We start from the raw sequence: 18,222 nt of genomic DNA on the forward strand, positions 1-18,222 counted from the left end.
CAATATCCCCTTTACCTGATAATGTGTTCAAGTCCGTAAATCAATTCTTCTGTTTCCATCACGGTGTTAATGGACAGCACGATGCCCGACATAAATGAACCCCGGTTAAATGAGTCGTGTCGGACCGTCAGCAGCTGGCCTTCGCCGCCAAGAAGAACTTGCTGGTGGGCGACAAGCCCCGGCAGCCGGACACTGTGGATCCGCATGCCATCGTAATTGGCGCCTCTAGCGCCTGGCAACGTTTCTTTTTCCCTTACATGCCCTTGTTCATGGACCGGACGATGCGCGGAAATCAAATGCGCCGTCTTCATGGCTGTGCCGGACGGTGCATCAAGTTTTTGGTCATGGTGCATTTCGATGATTTCAACATCGGGCAAGTACTTAGCTGCCTGCTCGGCAAATTTCATCATCAGCACCGCGCCGACTGCAAAGTTCGGAGCGATGATGCAACCCACTTTTGTGTCTTTCGCTAATTGCGCCAGCTCTTCAAGTTCTTCGTCCGAAAAGCCCGTTGTGCCTACGACGGGACGGATTTTTAACTCCAATGCCGTTTTCGTATGGGTATAAACCGATTCCGGAGACGTCAAGTCCACCAACACATCCGGACGGGTTTGTGCATGCAATTTATTCAGATCGGTAAAAACGGGAACCGTATAGCCCTCCGGAAACAAACCGGTTTCCGCTAATGTGGCGCCGATTTCCTTATAGTCCAAAGCGGCGACCAGTTCCATATCGGTATTCTTCATGACTGTATGTACGGCTTCCTGCCCCATCTTTCCTCTAGCTCCAGCAATTGCCACTCGAATTGTCATTCTGCCTCTTCCTTTCTGGTCCAGCGATTTTTGTCTCTCGTATTGAATTTCTCCATCACCCGGCCGTGGGCATGCGCCAAATCGATATCCAGCGAATTTGCCATACAAATCAAAACGAATAACAAATCGCCCATTTCAGCCTCGATTGTATTGTCCTCTTCGGTCGCTTTCTTTTTCTTCGGCCCGTATTCGTGCATCACTTCACGCGATAATTCCCCTAATTCTTCTGTCAGCCGAGCCATCAATTCCATCGGTGCAAAATAGCCTTCTTTGAATTGGCCAATGTAGGCATCCACTTCCTGCTGCAGCTGTTTCATTGTTTTATCTCCGTTCATATCATCACACTCCTCATTTCATCGTAAAGAAAACTGGGGATGTTGTCAAAATCAATATTTTAGCTGATAATACAGAAGTTGAGTTTCACTTTATGGATAGGGGATGAACGACCGATGAAAGATCTGCAATTGAAAAATGTGTTATTCATATTGCTGGGGGCTGCCATTTACAGTTTTGGCTTTGTCCACTTCAATATTCAGAATGAATTGGGTGAAGGCGGGTTCGCAGGCATTACGCTGATCTTATTCTTCCTATTTAATTGGGATCCCGCTTTAATGAACTTGTTATTAAACATTCCGCTGTTTTTTATCGGCTGGAAGCTGCTCGGCAGAAAAGTTTTCCTTTATACGATTATCGGGACCGTGGCAGTTTCGGTTTTCCTGAAAATTTTTCTGGTCTATGAAATTCAGATCAATTTGCACGAAGATTTGTTTTTGGCTACGCTGTTCGCCGGCGTTTTTGTCGGTATCGGACTCGGCATCATTTTCCGCTACGGCGGAACGACAGGCGGAGTGGATATCATTGCCCGCCTCGTCCAGAAATACAGCGGCTGGAGCATGGGGAAAACGATGTTCCTGTTTGACGCTTGCGTAATTGTGTTGTCCCGCCTGACATTCCTCGACAACCGTACGATGATGTATACGCTTGTCGCCGTGTTTGTCGGTGCACGGGTCATTGATTTTGTGCAGGAAGGCGCTTATTCAGGCCGAGGCGCTATGATCATCTCGAATTCCCAGGAAGAAATCGCCAGCCGCATTGCAAAAGAGATGGACCGGGGCATTACCATCCTGCGCGGCTATGGCCATTTCACGAAAGAAGAACGGGAAGTGCTGTACTGCGTCGTTGCGAAAAATGAAATCGTCCGTTTGAAGAACATCATCAACAGCGTCGACCCGCACGCGTTCGTTTCCTTGATGGAAGTCCACGACGTTATGGGCGAAGGTTTTACGCTCGATGACCAAAAGCAGCCGATTGGCTGATTCGAAATAAAAAGACCTTCCGGCAGCGCCTGCAACAACGGGCTAACTGGAAGGTCTTTTTTGCTGGCAAAAGCACGCCTAATGGCTGACAAACAAAAAAAGATTGCCCGTTGGCCACTGCTCAGTGGATTACGGGACAATCTTTTGTGGTTAAGACCGGTTCATGCTGGTGTAGATCAACAATAAGCGGCCTAGTTCAAGTACGGCAACAGCAGTTGCAGCAACATACGTCATGGCAGCTGCGCTTAATACTTTTTTCGCATCGCGTTCTTCCTCGTTGCGGATAATATTATTCGAAAGCAATTGGTCCATCGCGCGGCTCGAAGCGTTAAACTCCACCGGCAACGTGATCAGCTGGAACAGAACCCCTGCAGCCAGTAAAATAATACCAATTAACAAAGCCCCGCTCCAAGCGGAAAACAATCCGATCATGATAAAGATCCAAGACATATTGGATGAAATATTGACGACCGGCACCAGGCGATGGCGCAAGCGAAGGAACGAATAATCTTCCGCGTCCTGAATCGCGTGGCCGACTTCGTGCGCCGCTACCGCTGTACCTGCGACCGAAGCGTCGTGGTAGTTATGGCTGCTCAGCGCCACCGTTTTAGTCAACGGGTTGTAATGGTCGCTTAGCATGCCGCGGCTTTCCACTACTTTTACATCATGCAAGCCATTGTTATCTAAAATGATGCGCGCAACTTGCGCACCGGCAATACCGGACGTTGAACGGATTTTGGAATATTTGCCGTATGTCCGCTTTAATTTAAATTGAGCCCACATAGGAATAATCAGCAAAAGGATGAAATAAATCAGAAAATCCATCTGGTTAACACACCTTTCTTTTCTGCTTCTCCCTATATTTTACTAGCTTTGGTCAGCTATGGTCAACTGATACGCTGTGCGGCTTGTTCATATGGACGACCACATACGAAAACGCAATACAGGCAATTGACAGCCAGAAAGTGAAATAGCCGATTTGGGCAGTGTAAGCATCAAGGCTTCCGTAGATCGGCATTTGGCCAAACACATAGTCGATGACAACATCATGCAAGGTCCAAATGGCCGCAGCGGCAGCTGCCAACCAGCCGAAGCGGTAATGGTCGATATACAGCACTGCCTGCATCGCCATTGCAAGATGGGACACGACGAGCATCCAGCCCAGCCAGCCGATGGAACCGGTTTCTGCCAACGTTAACAAATTCATCACAACGGCCCATAGTCCGTATTTGATCAACGTGACAAACGCCAATGCTTCAAAGAGAGAACTTCTCTTGCCAATCAGCCAGAGTCCAAGGACAATCGTGAAAAATAAACTGGCTGTGGGGCTATCGGGAACGAATATTAAAAATTTCGGTTCGGTTATTTTCAATTGCCAGCCGTACCATATGTATCCGTAAATCGTTCCGCCTAAGTTTATCAGAAAAACCAGGAGCAGAAACGGCCGGAACATCAGCCAGGCGGAAATCTTCTGTACAAAAGAAACCATCGCATTCTTCCTTTCAGATAGCAAAAAAGAGCCGGTTTCCCGGCTCTTTCTAAAACTTTATTCTTCTCCGCCTAGTCCTGCGATGAATTCAGTCATGACCTTAAGGTCTTCTTCTGAACCTTCCCAAGATGGTGGCATTACTTGCTGTCCGTCTTTTTCAATACCGTTTACAGCGATGTTCGCAATTTCTTCAGCGCTAAGTCCCGTGTTCGTAAGAGCCGGTCCAACAGCACCTTCTAAATTGTCGCCGTGGCAACTGATACAAGCGGCGCCTGAGTAGATTTCATACCCCGGGTCAGCTGTGTCAATTTCCACTTCTTCAACGATCTGCCCTTGTGCTTCAGCAGCTTCCCAGTCATGGTTAGCTACCGATTCCCATGTAAGGAAAATGATTGCTGCAACTGCAAGAATCATAAAGCCTGTAGGAAGCGGACGTTTTGAAGCCCGGCGTTCTGGACCTGGATCCAAGAACGGAGCAAGAGCCAATGCGCCAAACGCAAGACCTGGAACAATGATTGCACCGATCACGTTAAACGGCCCGGATGCAAATTGATATTTAAGCAATTGATATAAGAATAAGAAATACCAGTCTGGCAGTGGAATATAGCCTGTATCTGTCGGATCTGCCTTACCTTCTAGTGGTGAAGGATGGGCGACAGTCAATAGCAAGAAACCAATCAAGAAGACTGCACCAATCATCCATTCTTTCAAAAGGAAGTTTGGCCAGAAAGCTTCTGTCTTGCCAGGATATTCGGAGTAATCTTTGGGGATGTTTGGTTTACGATGCTGCAAACCTGGTACACGTGAATCCCCAACGAATTTCATCCCTTTTCCGCGATGCATAGTGTCCCCTCCTTAATAAATCCTTGTGGCCGCTAGTCTTATAGCGGGCCGGAAATACCTTGTCTTCTGATCATGATAAAATGCGCTGCAAGCAACCCAAGCAAAGCAGCTGGTAAGAAGAATACATGAATTGCGAAGAAACGCGTCAAAGTCTGTGCACCAAGGATTGTTGAATCCCCTGCAAGCAGAATTTTGATTGATTCACCGATAACCGGTACAGAAGCGGCAATTTCAATACCAACTTTTGTCGCAAACAATGCTTTCATGTCCCATGGAAGCAAGTAACCTGTGAAACTCAATCCTAGGATTACACCAAATAGCATAACTCCGACGATCCAGTTCAATTCACGAGGTTTCTTATAAGAACCTGTAAAGAATACACGTAGTGTATGAAGGAAAATCATTACCACTACAAGTGAAGCTCCCCAGTGGTGCATCCCACGCACAATTTCTCCAAAAGCAACTTCATTTTGAAGATAATAAACCGATTCCCAAGCATTTTCAATATCGGGTACATAATACATGGTTAAGAACATACCGGATAAGATCTGGATTACTGTGATGAAGAATGTTAATCCTCCGAAACAATAAACGAATGCTGAAAAGTGGTGTGCGGGGTTTACGTGTTCCGGTACTTCATGGTCAGCAATATCACGCCAGATTGGCGTAATATCTAAACGCTCATCAACCCAATCATATAACTTGTTTAGCACTGGTGTCGTACCCCCTAACTATTAAACTATTGTGTTTGCTTGTACTGCTCCGATAGCCAAGTAGCCATCTCTTTCTTCCACTTGATACTCATCAAGCGGCCCAAGAGGCGGTGTTCCGGCAATGTTCTGACCGTTCTTTTCGTAGCGGCCAGCGTGGCACGGACAGAAGAATTGGGTCGGGTGTTCCGGGTCAGCGGCCCAGTTCACTGTGCATCCTAAGTGTTTGCAGACTGGTGAAAGAGCGACAATTTTGTCCCCTTCTTTGTAAACCCAAGCTGAACTTGTTACTTCAGATGTATACCAAGCATCTACTTGCTCATAAGCAAAGTCAACGCGTACTGGTTCTTCAGTTAAATCCGCAACTGCTTGGTCGGTCAAAATGTAATCCCCAGCGCCGTGCTCCTGGAGAATCGGGTCAACCGCGAAACGAACCATTGGCATCAGCATCCCTGCAGCCATAAATCCGCCTACTCCTGTTAAAGTGTAACCTAAAAATTGACGTCGTGATACACGATTATTACTCATCCTTTTCCCCCCTCTAACATTCAAGGTCAGTCCAATGGACATACTCAATTCAAATATAATTACTAGGACAACCTAATGATATATCAATCAAATGTTAAGGTCAATATCGCAGTGAAGCGATTATGACAGTTTGTGAACATTTCATGAATGCTGTGACCACTCTGTAATAAATAGTGGAAGCACTTGCCGCAGCTGGTCTTCCATGACCGATTGCTTGAACGATTGATCCATGCTTTCCGTTGGAATGGCCGGCAGCCAGAGCACATTCTTCACTTCTTCAAGCGACCGCCATTCGGCATCCGTCGTCAAGTAAAAGACATGCTTGAATGCCGTCGGCTCCAGCTCGGCAGCCAGTTCAGACCCCAGTCTTGCACGGTCTGCACCTTTGGCATACGAGACCGGCGGGAATAATAATATGCGGCCTTTAAATTGTTTTTCCAATAAGTTTGCCAGTGATTGCAGATAATCGGAAGAACTGGCGCTTGATTTCATGGCAGCCGGATTTAAATCCAGCTGGACCAGCGGAATGACAGCCGTGTCCACATATTCTTTCTGCTGCAAGTACTGATCAATTTCTTTCCCCAAAAAATGCATGGTATTTATTCACTCTCCGTTTTCTTTAAAGTTTTGATGGATTGAAGCAATGCAGATAGCTCGAAGAATTTCTCGCGGTCATTTGCATCGAGGGCTTCATCTATTTGTTTCAATATCGTATCTTCCTGGAAAACAGTCATGCTCTCATTCAATAGCTTTTCGGCCACCACGCGGTCTTCATCGGTAATTGTGGCATGCTTCGGCATATAAGGGTTTTCTTCAAGCACCGATAAGTACAAGGCGGAAGGCGGCATGTTCGGGAAATTCAATTGAACAAACAAGTCTTCATCCGGATTTAAACGCAAATCATGAAACGACTTTTCTGCATCTGCTGTCATCAAATTGCCTTTGTAGAAGCGGAATGGAATTTCCTTCGATTCGGTTGAGGACATGACCATGGCACGCGGGCAATAATGCGCTTCTTCAACAAAATGAGTTTTCTCAAGCAAGTCTTCATTGCTCAGCATATAGTTAAGAATCCAGATGCATTCTCTTCTTTTCATCTTGTGGGTCTGCAAAAACCAGCGGACAAACTGCTTTTTTTCTCCTACTGAAATATAAGCGGTCATGAAAATTCCTCCTTTCACTCAAACGATTGCTGCCAGTCAAACCAGTCAGGGTTTTCCGGCTCCAACACTTGAAGTTCTTTAATGATTTCGAGGGCTTTCTCTCGATTCCCTTCTTCAATCAAAAATCTTGCGTATTTTTCAAGGAAGTTCGAGTCATCGCGGAAAGCCGGATAGGCCTTTTCGAAGTAAACTGCCGCTTTTTGGAATTGTTCAGTCCGCTCGTAGGCTTCGGCAATCATGGGATAAATCCCTGCCCAGTCGTCTTCATTGGCGACAACGCTTTCCGCCAGCTCCAGCAGGTCTTCATCCATTTCTTCTGCATGGAAATAAGAAACCAGTGTATAGATTGCCTCCATGTACTCCGGGTCCAAAGCAATCGCTTGCCTTAACTGGTTGACCCCCTCTTCCGCCTTGCCAAGTTTCAATGCCAGTTTTCCGGCGAACAAATAAAGCTCTTTGTCAAACTCATCCCGCGTGATGCCTTCCAAAATGGCCGAATACGCGGCTTCGTAATCCTCAGCCATGTTCAGGCTTTGCGCACGGAGCAGGTAGGCCGAGAAATAATCCGGGTCAATGCCGATCAATTCGTTCAATCTGCGGACGGCCAACTCGTACTGGCGGGTCTGGAACGCTGCAAACGCAGCGCCGTACAATACATCCGGCTGTATCTGGTCTTTCAGCACTTCCTCGTAATAAGGCAACGCCTCTTCATACGCTGCGCCTGCACTATAGACTTCTGCCAGCCGCTCGGAAAGGTTGACTCCTTCTATGACGACTTGCTGTCCCTTTAAATCCTGATAAATTTTGGCGGATTCCAAGTAACGGCCCGAGTCGAGCAGCAGCTCCGCTTTCGCCTGATACAGCAGCGGCTCATCCGGCAGCAGCTCTATCGCTTCGTTTAAGCGGCTTTCTGCAGCTTCCAAAAGTCCTTGCAGCTGGAAAAGGTCCGCCAGTGTAACGAGCACCTGAGGGTATAATTCGTCGTCTTTCGGGATTTCCATCAAGGTGTTGAGCGCTTCGTCTTCCCGGTCCACTTCAATCAGCAGGTTGGCGCGGTCGACTTTCAGCTGGGATTCTTCGGGAAATACATACTGCAGATGCTCCAGGACTTTAATCGCTTCTTCCACATAGCCGATATCCGCCAGCCACTCGGATAAATCGTATTGCTCATCCGGATCGCCGTTCAATAAATACGGTTCCAGTAAGGCATTGACGGAATCCGGATCGCCTTGTTCCACTGCTTGTTGAATGTCTTTCATGCTTGTCATGCTATCACCTATTCTTTCAGTTTCATACTTCCATCCTACACGAAAGTGTGTTCGAATCATAACAAAAAACCCCCCATACGGGGAGTTAATTGATCAACGAATTCATCTGTTCGACAAAATTTGGAAAGGAGACGGCGATGCAGTCGGGGTCGTCGATCTGCACTTCTCCGGTTGCCGCCAAAGCCGCAACTGCGGCCATCATGCCCAACCGGTGGTCTCCGTATGTTTTCATCTCCGCGCCGGTTAATGGGGTCGGCCCGTTGATGATCATGCCGTCTTCAGTGGCCGTGATGTCCGCGCCCATTTTGGACAATTCTGCTACCACCGCAGCAATTCTGTCCGTTTCTTTTACCCGCAGCTCTTCGGCATCTTTGATGACCGTAGTGCCATGCGCTTGAGTCGCAACCAGGGCAATCAGCGGAATTTCATCAATCAATCTTGGAATCAGGTCTCCGCCGATTTCGATGCCGTTCAATTTGGAAGAACGGATGGTCAAGTCTGCTGAAGGCTCCCCTTCGACTGCTCTTTCCTTCAAGTCGAAATCCGCGCCCATTTGTTCGATGACATCGAGGATTCCCGTACGGGTCGGATTGCTTCCGACATTGGTCAAGACCACTTCACTTTGCCTGGTAATCAATGCTGCGCCGATCATGAACGCCGCAGAAGAAATATCCCCCGGCACCTGGACATGGGCTGCCGTCAGTTTTTGGCCGCCTTCAAGTTCTATGGAACCATTCCTTCTGGTAATCACGGCACCAAAATGTTCAAGCATGATTTCCGTATGGTCTCGGGTCGCTACCGGTTCAGTAATCACCGTTTTGCCTTCCGCTTTCAATGCCGCCAGCAAAATCGCAGATTTCACTTGGGCGCTTGCAACCGGCAGGGTGTAATTGATGGCCGATAGTGTTGTCCCTTGGACAGCGAGCGGCGTAAATTGCCCGTCTTGCCGCCCCCGGATATCCGCGCCCATTTCGCGCAGCGGATTGATGATGCGCTTCATCGGGCGCTTGGCGATCGATTCATCGCCTGCCATCACCGAATGGAACGAAGTGCCAGCAAGCAGTCCGAGCATGAGGCGGGTAGTAGTTCCCGAATTCCCGGTATCGAGCACTTCAGAGGGTTCCTGCCAGGACGCTTCGCCGCCGCTCGTAATCGTCACGGTCTTCCCGTCCAGTTCGATGCCGACGCCCAATTTCCGGAAACAACTGATTGTGCTCAAGCAGTCATCGCCAAGCAAGAATCCTTCCACCGTGGTGGTGCCGCTTGCCATTGAGCCGAACATAATCGCCCGGTGCGAAATGGATTTATCTCCCGGCACTTGAATTGTCCCTTTTAGCGAAGGGTTTGAATAAGATAAAGTCAAAGTCATGACATGGCCTTCCTTTCAGGAAATATACGTATCGTACGCTGTTCTTTTGCTGATGCATTCTTTAGCCCGTTCGCGGTCTTCGGGCGTCTGGAAACTGATGACCAAAATCCCGAAAACGTCTTCGCGGGTTTCCAGAATGCGCAGATTGACAATGCTGATTTGCTCTTCAGCCAAGTAGCCGGTCAATTCGGAAATGCTTCCGGGAACATCCGGGATGTCGATGTATAAATCGTAGACGCTGTACATGGCCCCGTGGCCTGCAATCGGCAGTTCATCCCGCACTGATTTGGCGCGCTGGAAATACTCCTGGATCGGTTCCGGTTCATTCCGGACCAACAAGTCCCGGAGCTGCTCCATTTCGTCCATCCAGTTGCTCAGTTGCTGGACAATCATGCCATTGTTCTGCGTGGTGATGTCCCGCCACATTTCCGGATTGGACGAGGCAATCCGCGTAATGTCCCGGAAACCGCCGGCTGCCAGCTGGCGGGCAAATGGATACTGTTCTTCTTTAGCCAATTGGTGGACGAGCGATGCCGCAATCAAATGCGGAAAATGGCTGACAATGGCCGTCATATAATCATGCTCATCCGCTTGCAACACTTCCACTTTCGCTTTTGTCACCGATAAAAGTTCTTTCAAAAAAGCGATGCTTTCTTCGCTGGTGTTCTCCATTGGCGTCAAAATATAAAAGGCATTTTCAAACAGCACTTCTTTCGCTGCTTCAACGCCGCTTTTGTGCGAACCCACCATCGGATGCCCGCCAATGAAAGTGCGGTCCAATCCTTTGGCAGCTTCCATGATCTGGTGTTTCGTGCTGCCGGTATCCGTTAAAATAGCATCTTTCTTTAAATCCCAAAATTTGCTTTGTTCCATTAGCTTGACCGTTGTGCCGACCGGAGTGGCGAAAACGATGACATCCGCTTCGGCGGCTGCCCTTTCAAGAGACGGAGGTGAGCTATGTATGATTCCCATTTTAAAAGCTTTTCTGGCAGTATGCGGGTCCGCATCATAACCTGCCACGTGGACACCTTCATGCCGCTGCAGTGCCTTTGCCAGGGACCCGCCAATCAAGCCAAGCCCGATAATCAGCACCTGTGCATTCATAGCATCTTCGCCTCAGTGTTCCGGACCAGATCCGGGCGCAGTTTTACAGCATCATTTAAATAGATATGCTGAATTTCCTTTTGGGCTAAACTGGTATTGACATGCATCATCACCCGGATGCACAGCGGCAAACTGCCGGGCACATCCATTTCGTGTGTGCACATGACCGGTACATGTGTCCAATTCTCAAGTGTCCGCACTGCTTTTGCCGGAAAAGCAGAAGCGATGTCGGTAGTCGTCGAAATAATGACAGATGCCACATCATCCGGTTCGATCCCATTTTCTTTTGCCATTTCCAAAACCAGCCGGCCTGTTTCACGCAAAATTTCATCCGGCTGATCAGCTCCAACTGTAATAGCTCCTCTAACTCCTCGGATCATTCCAACATCCCTCCTATTTTTTCACGCAATTGCCCATATGCCGTTTCCGCTGCTGCTTCATCAATCGTTTTCATATAAGGCTGTCCGGTTTTTTCCAACAGCACAAAATTCAACGATCCTTTAGAAGATTTTTTATCTTTTTTCATATAGCCGACCACATCTTCAAATGAAATTTCTTGAATTTTCTCCAACGGATACCCGTTCACTTGGCACCAGGCAAGAAAATCTTCCGTACGGGGATGCGCTGAAAGCAATAAGGCATAAGCCATTCCCAAAGCGACAGCTTCGCCGTGGGTGATTTTTCCATACCCGAGATGCGCTTCGATAGCGTGGGCCAGGGTATGGCCGAAGTTCAAATATTTTCTGACGCCGCCTTCAAATTCATCTTCTTCCACGATTGCAGCTTTTACTGCAATCCCGCGTTCCAGATGAAGCATCCAATCTTCATCGGTCAATTCGTTGAACGACTGGACCTCAAGCAATTCAGCCAACCAAGCTTCATTGGAGATAAAAGCATGCTTAATCACTTCAGCCATGCCGGAGCGCACTTCCTGCGGAGGCAATGTTTTCAGGAACTGGATATTGTAAAGCACTGCCGCCGGCTGGTAAAACGTGCCGATCATGTTTTTGCCAAGTTCATGGTTGATGGCTGTTTTGCCGCCGACTGCGCTGTCGTGCGCAAGAATCGTCGTCGGAATCTGGATATAAGGTATGCCTCTCATGAAAGTCGATGCTACAAATCCAGCCACGTCTCCGGTTGCGCCTCCGCCAAATGCCAGCAAAAGCGATTTCCGGGAACAGCCTTCCTCCAGCAAAAAGCTATGGCAGTCCATAAACGTCCGGACGGATTTCGCCTGTTCACCGGAAGGAATCAAAAACACACTGGCTTCATAAGGCCCTAAATGCGCCAGCAGCGACTCCAAATGAAGATCCGCCACTTTCTCATCGGCTAAAATGACGATGCGGTCAACAGAATCCAATAGTTCGCGGTATGTGTCCGAGAACAGATTAAAAACGTCTTTTCCGATATGGACCATGTATGGATGATCGGCTTCAACTCGAAGTGCTTTCATAGTTAGAACTCCTTCGTGTAGTTTAAGTAGTTCTGCAGATTTTCTTTTAGGCGCGGCATTTGGTCTGCGTCGAATTGTTCAAGCAAGGCATTCGCAACTTCCCACGCCACTACATGTTCGGCAACGATGGATGCCGCCGGAACTGCACAGCTGTCCGAGCGTTCGATGCTTGCCTGGAATGGTTCTTTCGATTCAATGTCCACACTTTGAAGCGGTTTATACAATGTCGGAATCGGTTTCATGACGCCCCGGACGATAATTGGCATACCTGTTGTCATACCGCCTTCAAATCCGCCCAAATTATTCGTTTTGCGCGTATAGCCTGCGCCTTCTGCCCACTGGATCTCATCGTGCACTTCGCTGCCCGGTTTTCTGGCCATTTCAAAACCAAGGCCGAACTCCACACCTTTAAATGCGTTGATGCTCATGACGGCAGCGGCAATTTTTGCATCCAGCTTGCGGTCGTAATGGACATAGCTGCCAATTCCAGCCGGCATTCCTTCGACGATCACTTCAACGGTTCCGCCGATCGAATCGCCGTTCTTCTTCGTCTCGTCGATCAAATCGGTCATTTGCTTTGTCACGGAAGGGTCTGCACAGTATACTGCATCGTTTTCCACAATCTCCCGGATTTCAGCCGCTGATTTCCCGAGATAGCTTTCCGGGTTCACTTTTATGCCGCCAATTTCTGTTACGTGGGCAACAATCTCCACACCCAGCTGCGACAGCAATTGTTTGGCGACGGCCCCAACAGCCACACGTACGGTTGTTTCCCGTGCAGAAGAGCGTTCCAGCACGTTGCGAAGGTCACGGTGGCCATATTTCATCCCGCCGTTCAAATCGGCATGCCCAGGACGCGGACGCGAAAGCTGTCGTTTCACTTCATCTGTATCTTCAACGGGCTCAATGCCCATAATATTCGTCCAGTGTTTCCAGTCATCGTTTTTCACCACTAGCGCTACCGGTGAACCAAGCGTTTTCCCATGGCGCACGCCTGATACGATTTCAACCGTATCTTTTTCAATCTGCATTCTCCGGCCGCGTCCATGTCCGCCTTGCCGCCTTTTCAGTTCTTTGTTGATCATTTCTGCAGTCAACGGCAATTGTGCCGGCAACCCCTCGATAATGGCCGTCAATTGCGGACCGTGTGATTCTCCTGCTGTTAAATAACGCATGACACTTTCTCCCTTCAACGCACTAAAGTATTTATGTATCACTATAACATATAGTATTTCATCAATTCTATCCCAAATTCAGATAAAGTGAAACTTCAATCAATTGGGAATTTTAACCTTCATCGTTCTTTCATTGATTGCTTCCCGCTTCTTCAACTGTTATTGCGCAATAAAAAAACTGCCCTTATAGATTGGGCAGTTGAACAAGGAAACAAATGATTTCTTATGTAAGACAGCTGAACTCATTCTTCGTGCCGGAAGCAAGGGAAGAGGCAGCACTTCTTTATTTCTTCAATTTACACTGGATAAAAAGACAAAATAAAAAAGCAGCTAGGCTGCTTTTTTGTCTGGATTAGTTTACCCAGTTGTTGATTGTTTTTTCGTATGATACCAATTCTTCTTCTTTGAAGAACAAGCCGATTTCGCGTTCAGCGCTTTCAGCCGAATCCGAACCGTGGATCATGTTTTTGCCGACAGTAACTGCGAAGTCGCCGCGGATTGTTCCTGGAGCTGCATCTTTAGGGTTAGTAGCGCCCATCATTTGACGTGCAGTCAAAATAACGTTTTCGCCTTCCCAAACCATTGCGAATACAGGGCCTGAAGTGATGAAGTCAACCAATTCACCGAAGAATGGGCGTTCTTTGTGCTCGCCGTAATGCTCTTCAGCCAATTCAGTTGGGATTTGCATCAATTTAGCACCCACCAAGTGGTAACCTTTTTTCTCAAAACGTGCTACGATTTCGCCGATTACGTTGCGTTGAACGCCGTCAGGTTTCACCATCAAGAAAGTTTTTTCCATTATGAACACTCCTCTATTAAAAGCTCGGGCTTTTCGCCCACCTTAAAAAATACTATCAGTTTGGTGCTATTTGTCAACCGGCATCTTAAAACTTTCTTTTGCCAATGAAGAACGCAATTTTGCGCATGGTTTTATTGGCATTGCCTTTTGGCAAATAAGCGAGTTCTTCCAGAGCTTTCTGCAAATAGCGTTCACTGATAGCTTTTGCTTCGTCAATGGCCGTACTGTCGCGGACCGTTTTGACAATGTGCAGGCGCTCAGGCTCTGTTAGTTCTTTGCCGAGATTATTTTTCAACAGACTGTATACTTCGGGATTTTTCCGGGCGCATAAAATTGGCAAGGTAATATTGCCTTGAATAAAATCACTGCCCGCCGGTTTTCCAAGTTCCTCGTCTGTTGATGTGAAATCGAGGATATCATCGATGATTTGGAAAGACATGCCGATAAAATATCCGAATCTGCGGAGATGCGCAGCGGTCTTTTCATCCGTCCCCGATACCAATGCCCCCAGTTCACAGCTGCTGGAAATCAGCAAAGCGGTCTTGCGTTTAATGCGCCGCAGGTAATCCCGCAAATTCTGATCCAATTTGTATTTGTCCTCAATTTGGATGATTTCTCCCCGGCATACTTCAATCATCGTTTTCGAAAGAATGTGGTGCAATTTTGGAGAATCGATTTCAGAAATGTATTCCAAGGCACGGGCCAGGATAAAATCGCCCGTATACATGGCCACACTGTTATTCCACTCTGCCTTCACCGTCGGCTTCCCTCTTCTGGTTTCAGAGTCATCGATAACATCATCGTGCACAAGCGACGCCATGTGAATCAACTCCAAAGGCACGGCAACTTGCTTCATCACATCGATGTTGTAATTTCCAAATTTGCCTGCAAGCAAAACAAAAACAGGTCGGATCCGTTTCCCCCCGGCCTGCAGTAAATGAAGAGAAGCATCGTTTAAAAGGAGAGATTCGGAATCCACTGCCTGTTCTAATTCTTTTTCAATCATATCCAACTCCGGTTTAAGGTCGGAATAGAGCAATTTCAGCTTCACCTTTTCCACTTAACAACCTTCTCCCGCTATTTTACTTTTTTGATCCCTAAATGCAGCGCTGCTGCGCCGCCCGTGTAAGGTTTGTATTTCACTTTTTCAAAACCGACTTTTACAAAGAGCTTCGCCAGTTGTTTCATGCCCGGGAAGTCCTTAGCCGACTCCTGCAGCCATGAGTATTCTTTATAGCTTTTCGCGAATAACTTGCCAAATACCGGCATGATAAACCGGAAGTAAAAACGGAAAAACGGCTTGAACAATAGATTATTCGGCTGGGAGGTTTCAAGGCACGCAATCATGCCGCCCGGTTTTAGCACACGGTGCATTTCCGAAAGCACTTGCTCGTAATCGGGAACGTTGCGCAGACCGAAACCGATTGTGGCAAAATCAAATGAATTGTCCGGAAACGGCAAAGACATGGCATTTCCCTGGATCATTTGAACTTGCGGCATCTGTTTGGTTTTGTCGATTCCAACATTCAGCATGTTCTGGCTGAAATCCAGGCCGACGACTTTGCCGTTTTCTCCGACTGCTTCGGCCAGTGCGATTGTCCAATCCCCAGTGCCGCAGCAGATGTCAATAGCGGCTGCCCCTTTTGGAACCTGCATTTTATCCATCGTGTCTTTGCGCCATTTATTGTGCTGCTGGAAACTGATTACTGAATTCATCTGATCGTAATTGTCCGAAATTTTTTCGAAAACTTCGTGTACGCGTTGTTCTTTCGTTTTTTGCATATCAGTCATCCTTCTCGGGTAAGCTGCTCAGCTCTATGCTGGTGCGGGGTTATTTGATGGAGCATAAAATTCTTTAAGTCATAGTTGAAATTATAGGAATTGATGGTGAGCGAAATCTGGTCATGCAAGTTATCCAGTTTCTCCAAAAGCCACCGCTCTGTATGCAGCGGATGCTGAAGAGTTTCATTCAATGAACGGATAATGCGCGTTTCGCTGCCGCCTTGCAGACATTCCAGCTCATCTTTGTAGCGGATGTAGCTGAGCATTAAAGTCGCCAAAGGCGTATAGTGATCAAAACCATAGAAATTATAGAATGTAGCCAATAATTCGGTTTCAATCTGCTGCACGGAGCGATCAAGTTCGGCGGTCGTCCGGTCTAAGCCGTCATGAAACGACGCCTTCTTTTCGCTCACTTTGATAATCGCTGTTGCCAAGCGCTGAATCATTGTTATGTTGTTTAAGTTTGCCAGCATCTGATAATAGATGCCGCTGTAAAAATCGCCTGCCAGTACAGTTAACTGCTGTTTCTTTGTTGCGGAAGCATTTTCTTTGACTTGATCATGGGCATGAAGCGCAGCATAAACAATCGAAACCGTTTTTGCTGATGCCTCTATTTCACCCGACCAATGCTTTTCGTCAAAATAAGGCAGCAACAAAAAAAACAAACGTGCCCGTTCAACTGATGGACCTTCTGTGAATTTCTCGAGAGTCCGCTGTTTGACAGCTCTTAGGACATCGATTTCCATAGAAGTGATTTTTGAATGTATTAGTTGTTCATTCATCCTGCTTGCTCCATTCATGATTTAGCCATATTACCATAGTATATCATAAGCAAAGGCCTGCCTTCATCCAATAACGCCTATTTTTTCGCTTCGCTTTCTACTATGCCATGGGCTGTTTGAATTTCTGCTTTGCCACGAATTTTCATAGCTGACGTATGTTCCGTAAACTGCGCTATCATCACTTCACCTGTATCCAACTTCTCCGTATGGTGAAATTTTGTATCGTTGCCGCGAGTTAAACCGATCACGTTGACGCCATCTTCGAGTGCGCGAATCACAATGTATTCTGTCTGTGCCATTTTCCCACCTGCTTCTTCTAAAAAATAGTTGTATTACTTCATATTGATATACGTAATAATTTCCGAACGTTTGATGTCATCGGTCTCCAAAACGCCCCGAGACACCGCTGTAATCGTTTTAGCGCCTGGTTTTTTGATGCCGCGCATGGTCATGCACATATGCTCGGCCTCCACCATAACAAAAACGCCATGGGGATTTAATGTCTCCATCAATGAATCGGCAAGCGTCGATGTGATCCGCTCCTGCAGTTGTGGGCGCTTTGCGACCGTTTCAACTGCACGGGCCAATTTGCTCAATCCGGTTACTACCCCATCCCGCGGGATATAGGCAATATGGGCTTTACCGAAAAACGGCACTAAGTGATGCTCACAAGTCGAGTAAAAAGGAATATCCTTGACCAGCACCATTTCCTCATGCCCTTCATGGAAAACCGTACTGAAGTAATCCTTCGGGTCTTCTTTTAAACCAGAAAAAATTTCGGCGTACATTTTAGCGACGCGTTTCGGCGTATCCAGCAATCCTTCTCTGCCAGGATCTTCTCCAACCGCTTCCAGAATCATAGCAACCGCTTTTTCAATCTTGTCTAAATCTACTTTTTTAGAATCTATATCTATCACATTGTTTCCTCCTGTTAAAGACGAATCTTCAGTAATCCTGTTTCAGCCATCTGGACTTCACTTCCCGGCAATGGCAAATAGCAGGTTGCTTCTTGAACGAAGGCGAAGAACACGATGAGCAAAGGCAGGTGTTTTCGGCTGCCGCAACCGATTAGGTTTTCTGCGTTTTTCTCACATGAATCGTAGCATATAAACAGACCCAACCGCAAAATTGTAGGCTTAAAAAAAGAATGGCTTTTACGTGAAAAGTCACGAAAAAGCCATTCTATGTACTGCACTGAAGATTATTTCACTGCGTCTTTAAGCGCTTTACCTGGCTTAAATGCAGGAACTTTGCTAGCAGCGATTTCGATTTCAGCACCCGTTTGCGGGTTACGGCCTTTGCGTGCTGCGCGTTCGCGTACTTCAAAGTTACCAAATCCGATTAATTGCACTTTGTCACCTTGAGTTAGAGCGTTTTGAATCGCCTCAAATGCAGCGTCAACTGCTTTCGCAGCATCTTTACGAGAAAGTTCAGCTGCTTCAGCAACAGAGTTCACTAATTCTGTCTTGTTCATGCTATTCACCTCCTCTCAAAGGGGATGCATTCCTTCAATCCTGTAAAAAGAGTATCATATCGAAAATGGCATAGCAACCACTAATAGCGCGGTTCTGCAATAAAACATGCAAATAATGGTGATATTCCCCTAAATACTTACATTTTACTGCAAAA

23 protein-coding genes are annotated in these 18,222 nt (G+C 47.2%); 1 reads left to right on the forward strand and 22 read right to left on the reverse strand.

Annotated features, from left to right (window positions below; all coding sequences use genetic code 11):
* Window positions 1-11 precede the first annotated feature (11 nt).
* Entirely contained in the window at window positions 12-812 is an 801-nt protein-coding gene (dapB, locus tag BLQ32_RS05555) for a 4-hydroxy-tetrahydrodipicolinate reductase (RefSeq protein ID WP_036801939.1), read from the reverse strand.
* Entirely contained in the window at window positions 809-1,147 is a 339-nt protein-coding gene (locus tag BLQ32_RS05560) for a nucleotide pyrophosphohydrolase (RefSeq protein WP_074509416.1), read from the reverse strand. Before BLQ32_RS05560 ends, dapB begins: the two co-directional genes overlap by 4 nt.
* A gap of 114 nt (window positions 1,148-1,261) precedes the next feature.
* Here BLQ32_RS05560 and BLQ32_RS05565 point away from each other — a divergent pair, with 114 nt between their 5' ends.
* Window positions 1,262-2,128 (forward strand): YitT family protein, encoded by an 867-nt coding sequence (locus tag BLQ32_RS05565; RefSeq protein ID WP_036801934.1) that lies wholly within the window; start codon window positions 1,262-1,264, stop codon window positions 2,126-2,128.
* A 150-nt stretch (window positions 2,129-2,278) separates the two neighbouring features.
* Here the strand turns inward: BLQ32_RS05565 and BLQ32_RS05570 are convergent, their stop codons facing one another.
* The 20 genes from BLQ32_RS05570 to BLQ32_RS05665 form a co-directional block, all read right to left on the reverse strand.
* Window positions 2,279-2,953 carry a zinc metallopeptidase gene (locus tag BLQ32_RS05570; RefSeq protein WP_036801932.1) on the reverse strand — a complete coding sequence of 225 codons (675 nt, stop codon included), beginning with the start codon at window positions 2,951-2,953 and terminating at the stop codon, window positions 2,279-2,281.
* 52 nt (window positions 2,954-3,005) lie between these two features.
* Window positions 3,006-3,617, reverse strand: a complete 612-nt coding sequence (lhaT, locus tag BLQ32_RS05575; protein WP_036801929.1) for a lipoprotein heptaprenylglyceryl N-acetyltransferase LhaT — start codon at window positions 3,615-3,617, stop codon at window positions 3,006-3,008.
* A gap of 57 nt (window positions 3,618-3,674) precedes the next feature.
* The gene (locus BLQ32_RS05580) at window positions 3,675-4,460 is read right to left on the reverse strand and encodes a menaquinol-cytochrome c reductase cytochrome b/c subunit (RefSeq protein WP_036801926.1); all 786 of its coding nucleotides are present in this window, start codon (window positions 4,458-4,460) and stop codon (window positions 3,675-3,677) included.
* A gap of 38 nt (window positions 4,461-4,498) precedes the next feature.
* Window positions 4,499-5,173 (reverse strand): menaquinol-cytochrome c reductase cytochrome b subunit, encoded by a 675-nt coding sequence (qcrB, locus tag BLQ32_RS05585; protein WP_036801924.1) that lies wholly within the window; start codon window positions 5,171-5,173, stop codon window positions 4,499-4,501.
* 21 nt (window positions 5,174-5,194) lie between these two features.
* Window positions 5,195-5,698 carry a QcrA and Rieske domain-containing protein gene (locus BLQ32_RS05590; protein ID WP_036801921.1) on the reverse strand — a complete coding sequence of 168 codons (504 nt, stop codon included), beginning with the start codon at window positions 5,696-5,698 and terminating at the stop codon, window positions 5,195-5,197.
* 141 nt (window positions 5,699-5,839) lie between these two features.
* Window positions 5,840-6,292, reverse strand: a complete 453-nt coding sequence (locus BLQ32_RS05595) for a DUF2487 family protein (protein ID WP_036801919.1) — start codon at window positions 6,290-6,292, stop codon at window positions 5,840-5,842.
* A 5-nt stretch (window positions 6,293-6,297) separates the two neighbouring features.
* Window positions 6,298-6,861 (reverse strand): ReoY family proteolytic degradation factor, encoded by a 564-nt coding sequence (locus BLQ32_RS05600; RefSeq protein WP_036801918.1) that lies wholly within the window; start codon window positions 6,859-6,861, stop codon window positions 6,298-6,300.
* 14 nt (window positions 6,862-6,875) lie between these two features.
* Window positions 6,876-8,129, reverse strand: coding sequence for a tetratricopeptide repeat protein (locus tag BLQ32_RS05605; RefSeq protein ID WP_074509417.1), 1,254 nt, complete (start codon window positions 8,127-8,129; stop codon window positions 6,876-6,878).
* Between the two features lie 85 nt (window positions 8,130-8,214).
* Window positions 8,215-9,498 (reverse strand): 3-phosphoshikimate 1-carboxyvinyltransferase, encoded by a 1,284-nt coding sequence (gene aroA / locus BLQ32_RS05610; RefSeq protein WP_074509418.1) that lies wholly within the window; start codon window positions 9,496-9,498, stop codon window positions 8,215-8,217.
* A gap of 15 nt (window positions 9,499-9,513) precedes the next feature.
* Entirely contained in the window at window positions 9,514-10,602 is a 1,089-nt protein-coding gene (locus BLQ32_RS05615; protein WP_074509419.1) for a prephenate dehydrogenase, read from the reverse strand.
* Window positions 10,599-10,982 (reverse strand): chorismate mutase, encoded by a 384-nt coding sequence (gene aroH / locus BLQ32_RS05620; protein WP_053165776.1) that lies wholly within the window; start codon window positions 10,980-10,982, stop codon window positions 10,599-10,601. The genes BLQ32_RS05615 and aroH overlap by 4 nt, the downstream gene beginning before the upstream one ends.
* Entirely contained in the window at window positions 10,979-12,055 is a 1,077-nt protein-coding gene (gene aroB, locus BLQ32_RS05625) for a 3-dehydroquinate synthase (protein ID WP_074509420.1), read from the reverse strand. Before aroB ends, aroH begins: the two co-directional genes overlap by 4 nt.
* A gap of 2 nt (window positions 12,056-12,057) precedes the next feature.
* Window positions 12,058-13,230: a chorismate synthase gene (gene aroC / locus BLQ32_RS05630; RefSeq protein WP_074509421.1), complete on the reverse strand. Its 1,173-nt coding sequence runs from the start codon at window positions 13,228-13,230 to the stop codon at window positions 12,058-12,060.
* Between the two features lie 352 nt (window positions 13,231-13,582).
* Window positions 13,583-14,029: a nucleoside-diphosphate kinase gene (ndk, locus tag BLQ32_RS05635; protein ID WP_036801903.1), complete on the reverse strand. Its 447-nt coding sequence runs from the start codon at window positions 14,027-14,029 to the stop codon at window positions 13,583-13,585.
* 85 nt (window positions 14,030-14,114) lie between these two features.
* A complete protein-coding gene (hepT, locus tag BLQ32_RS05640) occupies window positions 14,115-15,080 on the reverse strand; it encodes a heptaprenyl diphosphate synthase component II (RefSeq protein ID WP_175557077.1) in 966 nt (321 codons plus the stop codon).
* Between the two features lie 26 nt (window positions 15,081-15,106).
* Window positions 15,107-15,811, reverse strand: coding sequence for a demethylmenaquinone methyltransferase (locus BLQ32_RS05645; RefSeq protein WP_036801899.1), 705 nt, complete (start codon window positions 15,809-15,811; stop codon window positions 15,107-15,109).
* A gap of 5 nt (window positions 15,812-15,816) precedes the next feature.
* Entirely contained in the window at window positions 15,817-16,593 is a 777-nt protein-coding gene (locus BLQ32_RS05650) for a heptaprenyl diphosphate synthase component 1 (protein WP_036801897.1), read from the reverse strand.
* A gap of 77 nt (window positions 16,594-16,670) precedes the next feature.
* Window positions 16,671-16,892, reverse strand: coding sequence for a trp RNA-binding attenuation protein MtrB (mtrB, locus tag BLQ32_RS05655; protein ID WP_036801894.1), 222 nt, complete (start codon window positions 16,890-16,892; stop codon window positions 16,671-16,673).
* A gap of 33 nt (window positions 16,893-16,925) precedes the next feature.
* A complete protein-coding gene (gene folE / locus BLQ32_RS05660; protein ID WP_036801892.1) occupies window positions 16,926-17,510 on the reverse strand; it encodes a GTP cyclohydrolase I FolE in 585 nt (194 codons plus the stop codon).
* Between the two features lie 284 nt (window positions 17,511-17,794).
* On the reverse strand, window positions 17,795-18,067 hold the full coding sequence (locus BLQ32_RS05665) for an HU family DNA-binding protein (protein WP_036801889.1): 273 nt from the start codon (window positions 18,065-18,067) through the stop codon (window positions 17,795-17,797).
* Between the last annotated feature and the right edge of the window lie 155 nt (window positions 18,068-18,222).

The sequence above is a fragment of the Planococcus glaciei genome, assembly GCF_900099655.1.
Lineage (GTDB): Bacteria > Bacillota > Bacilli > Bacillales_A > Planococcaceae > Planococcus > Planococcus glaciei.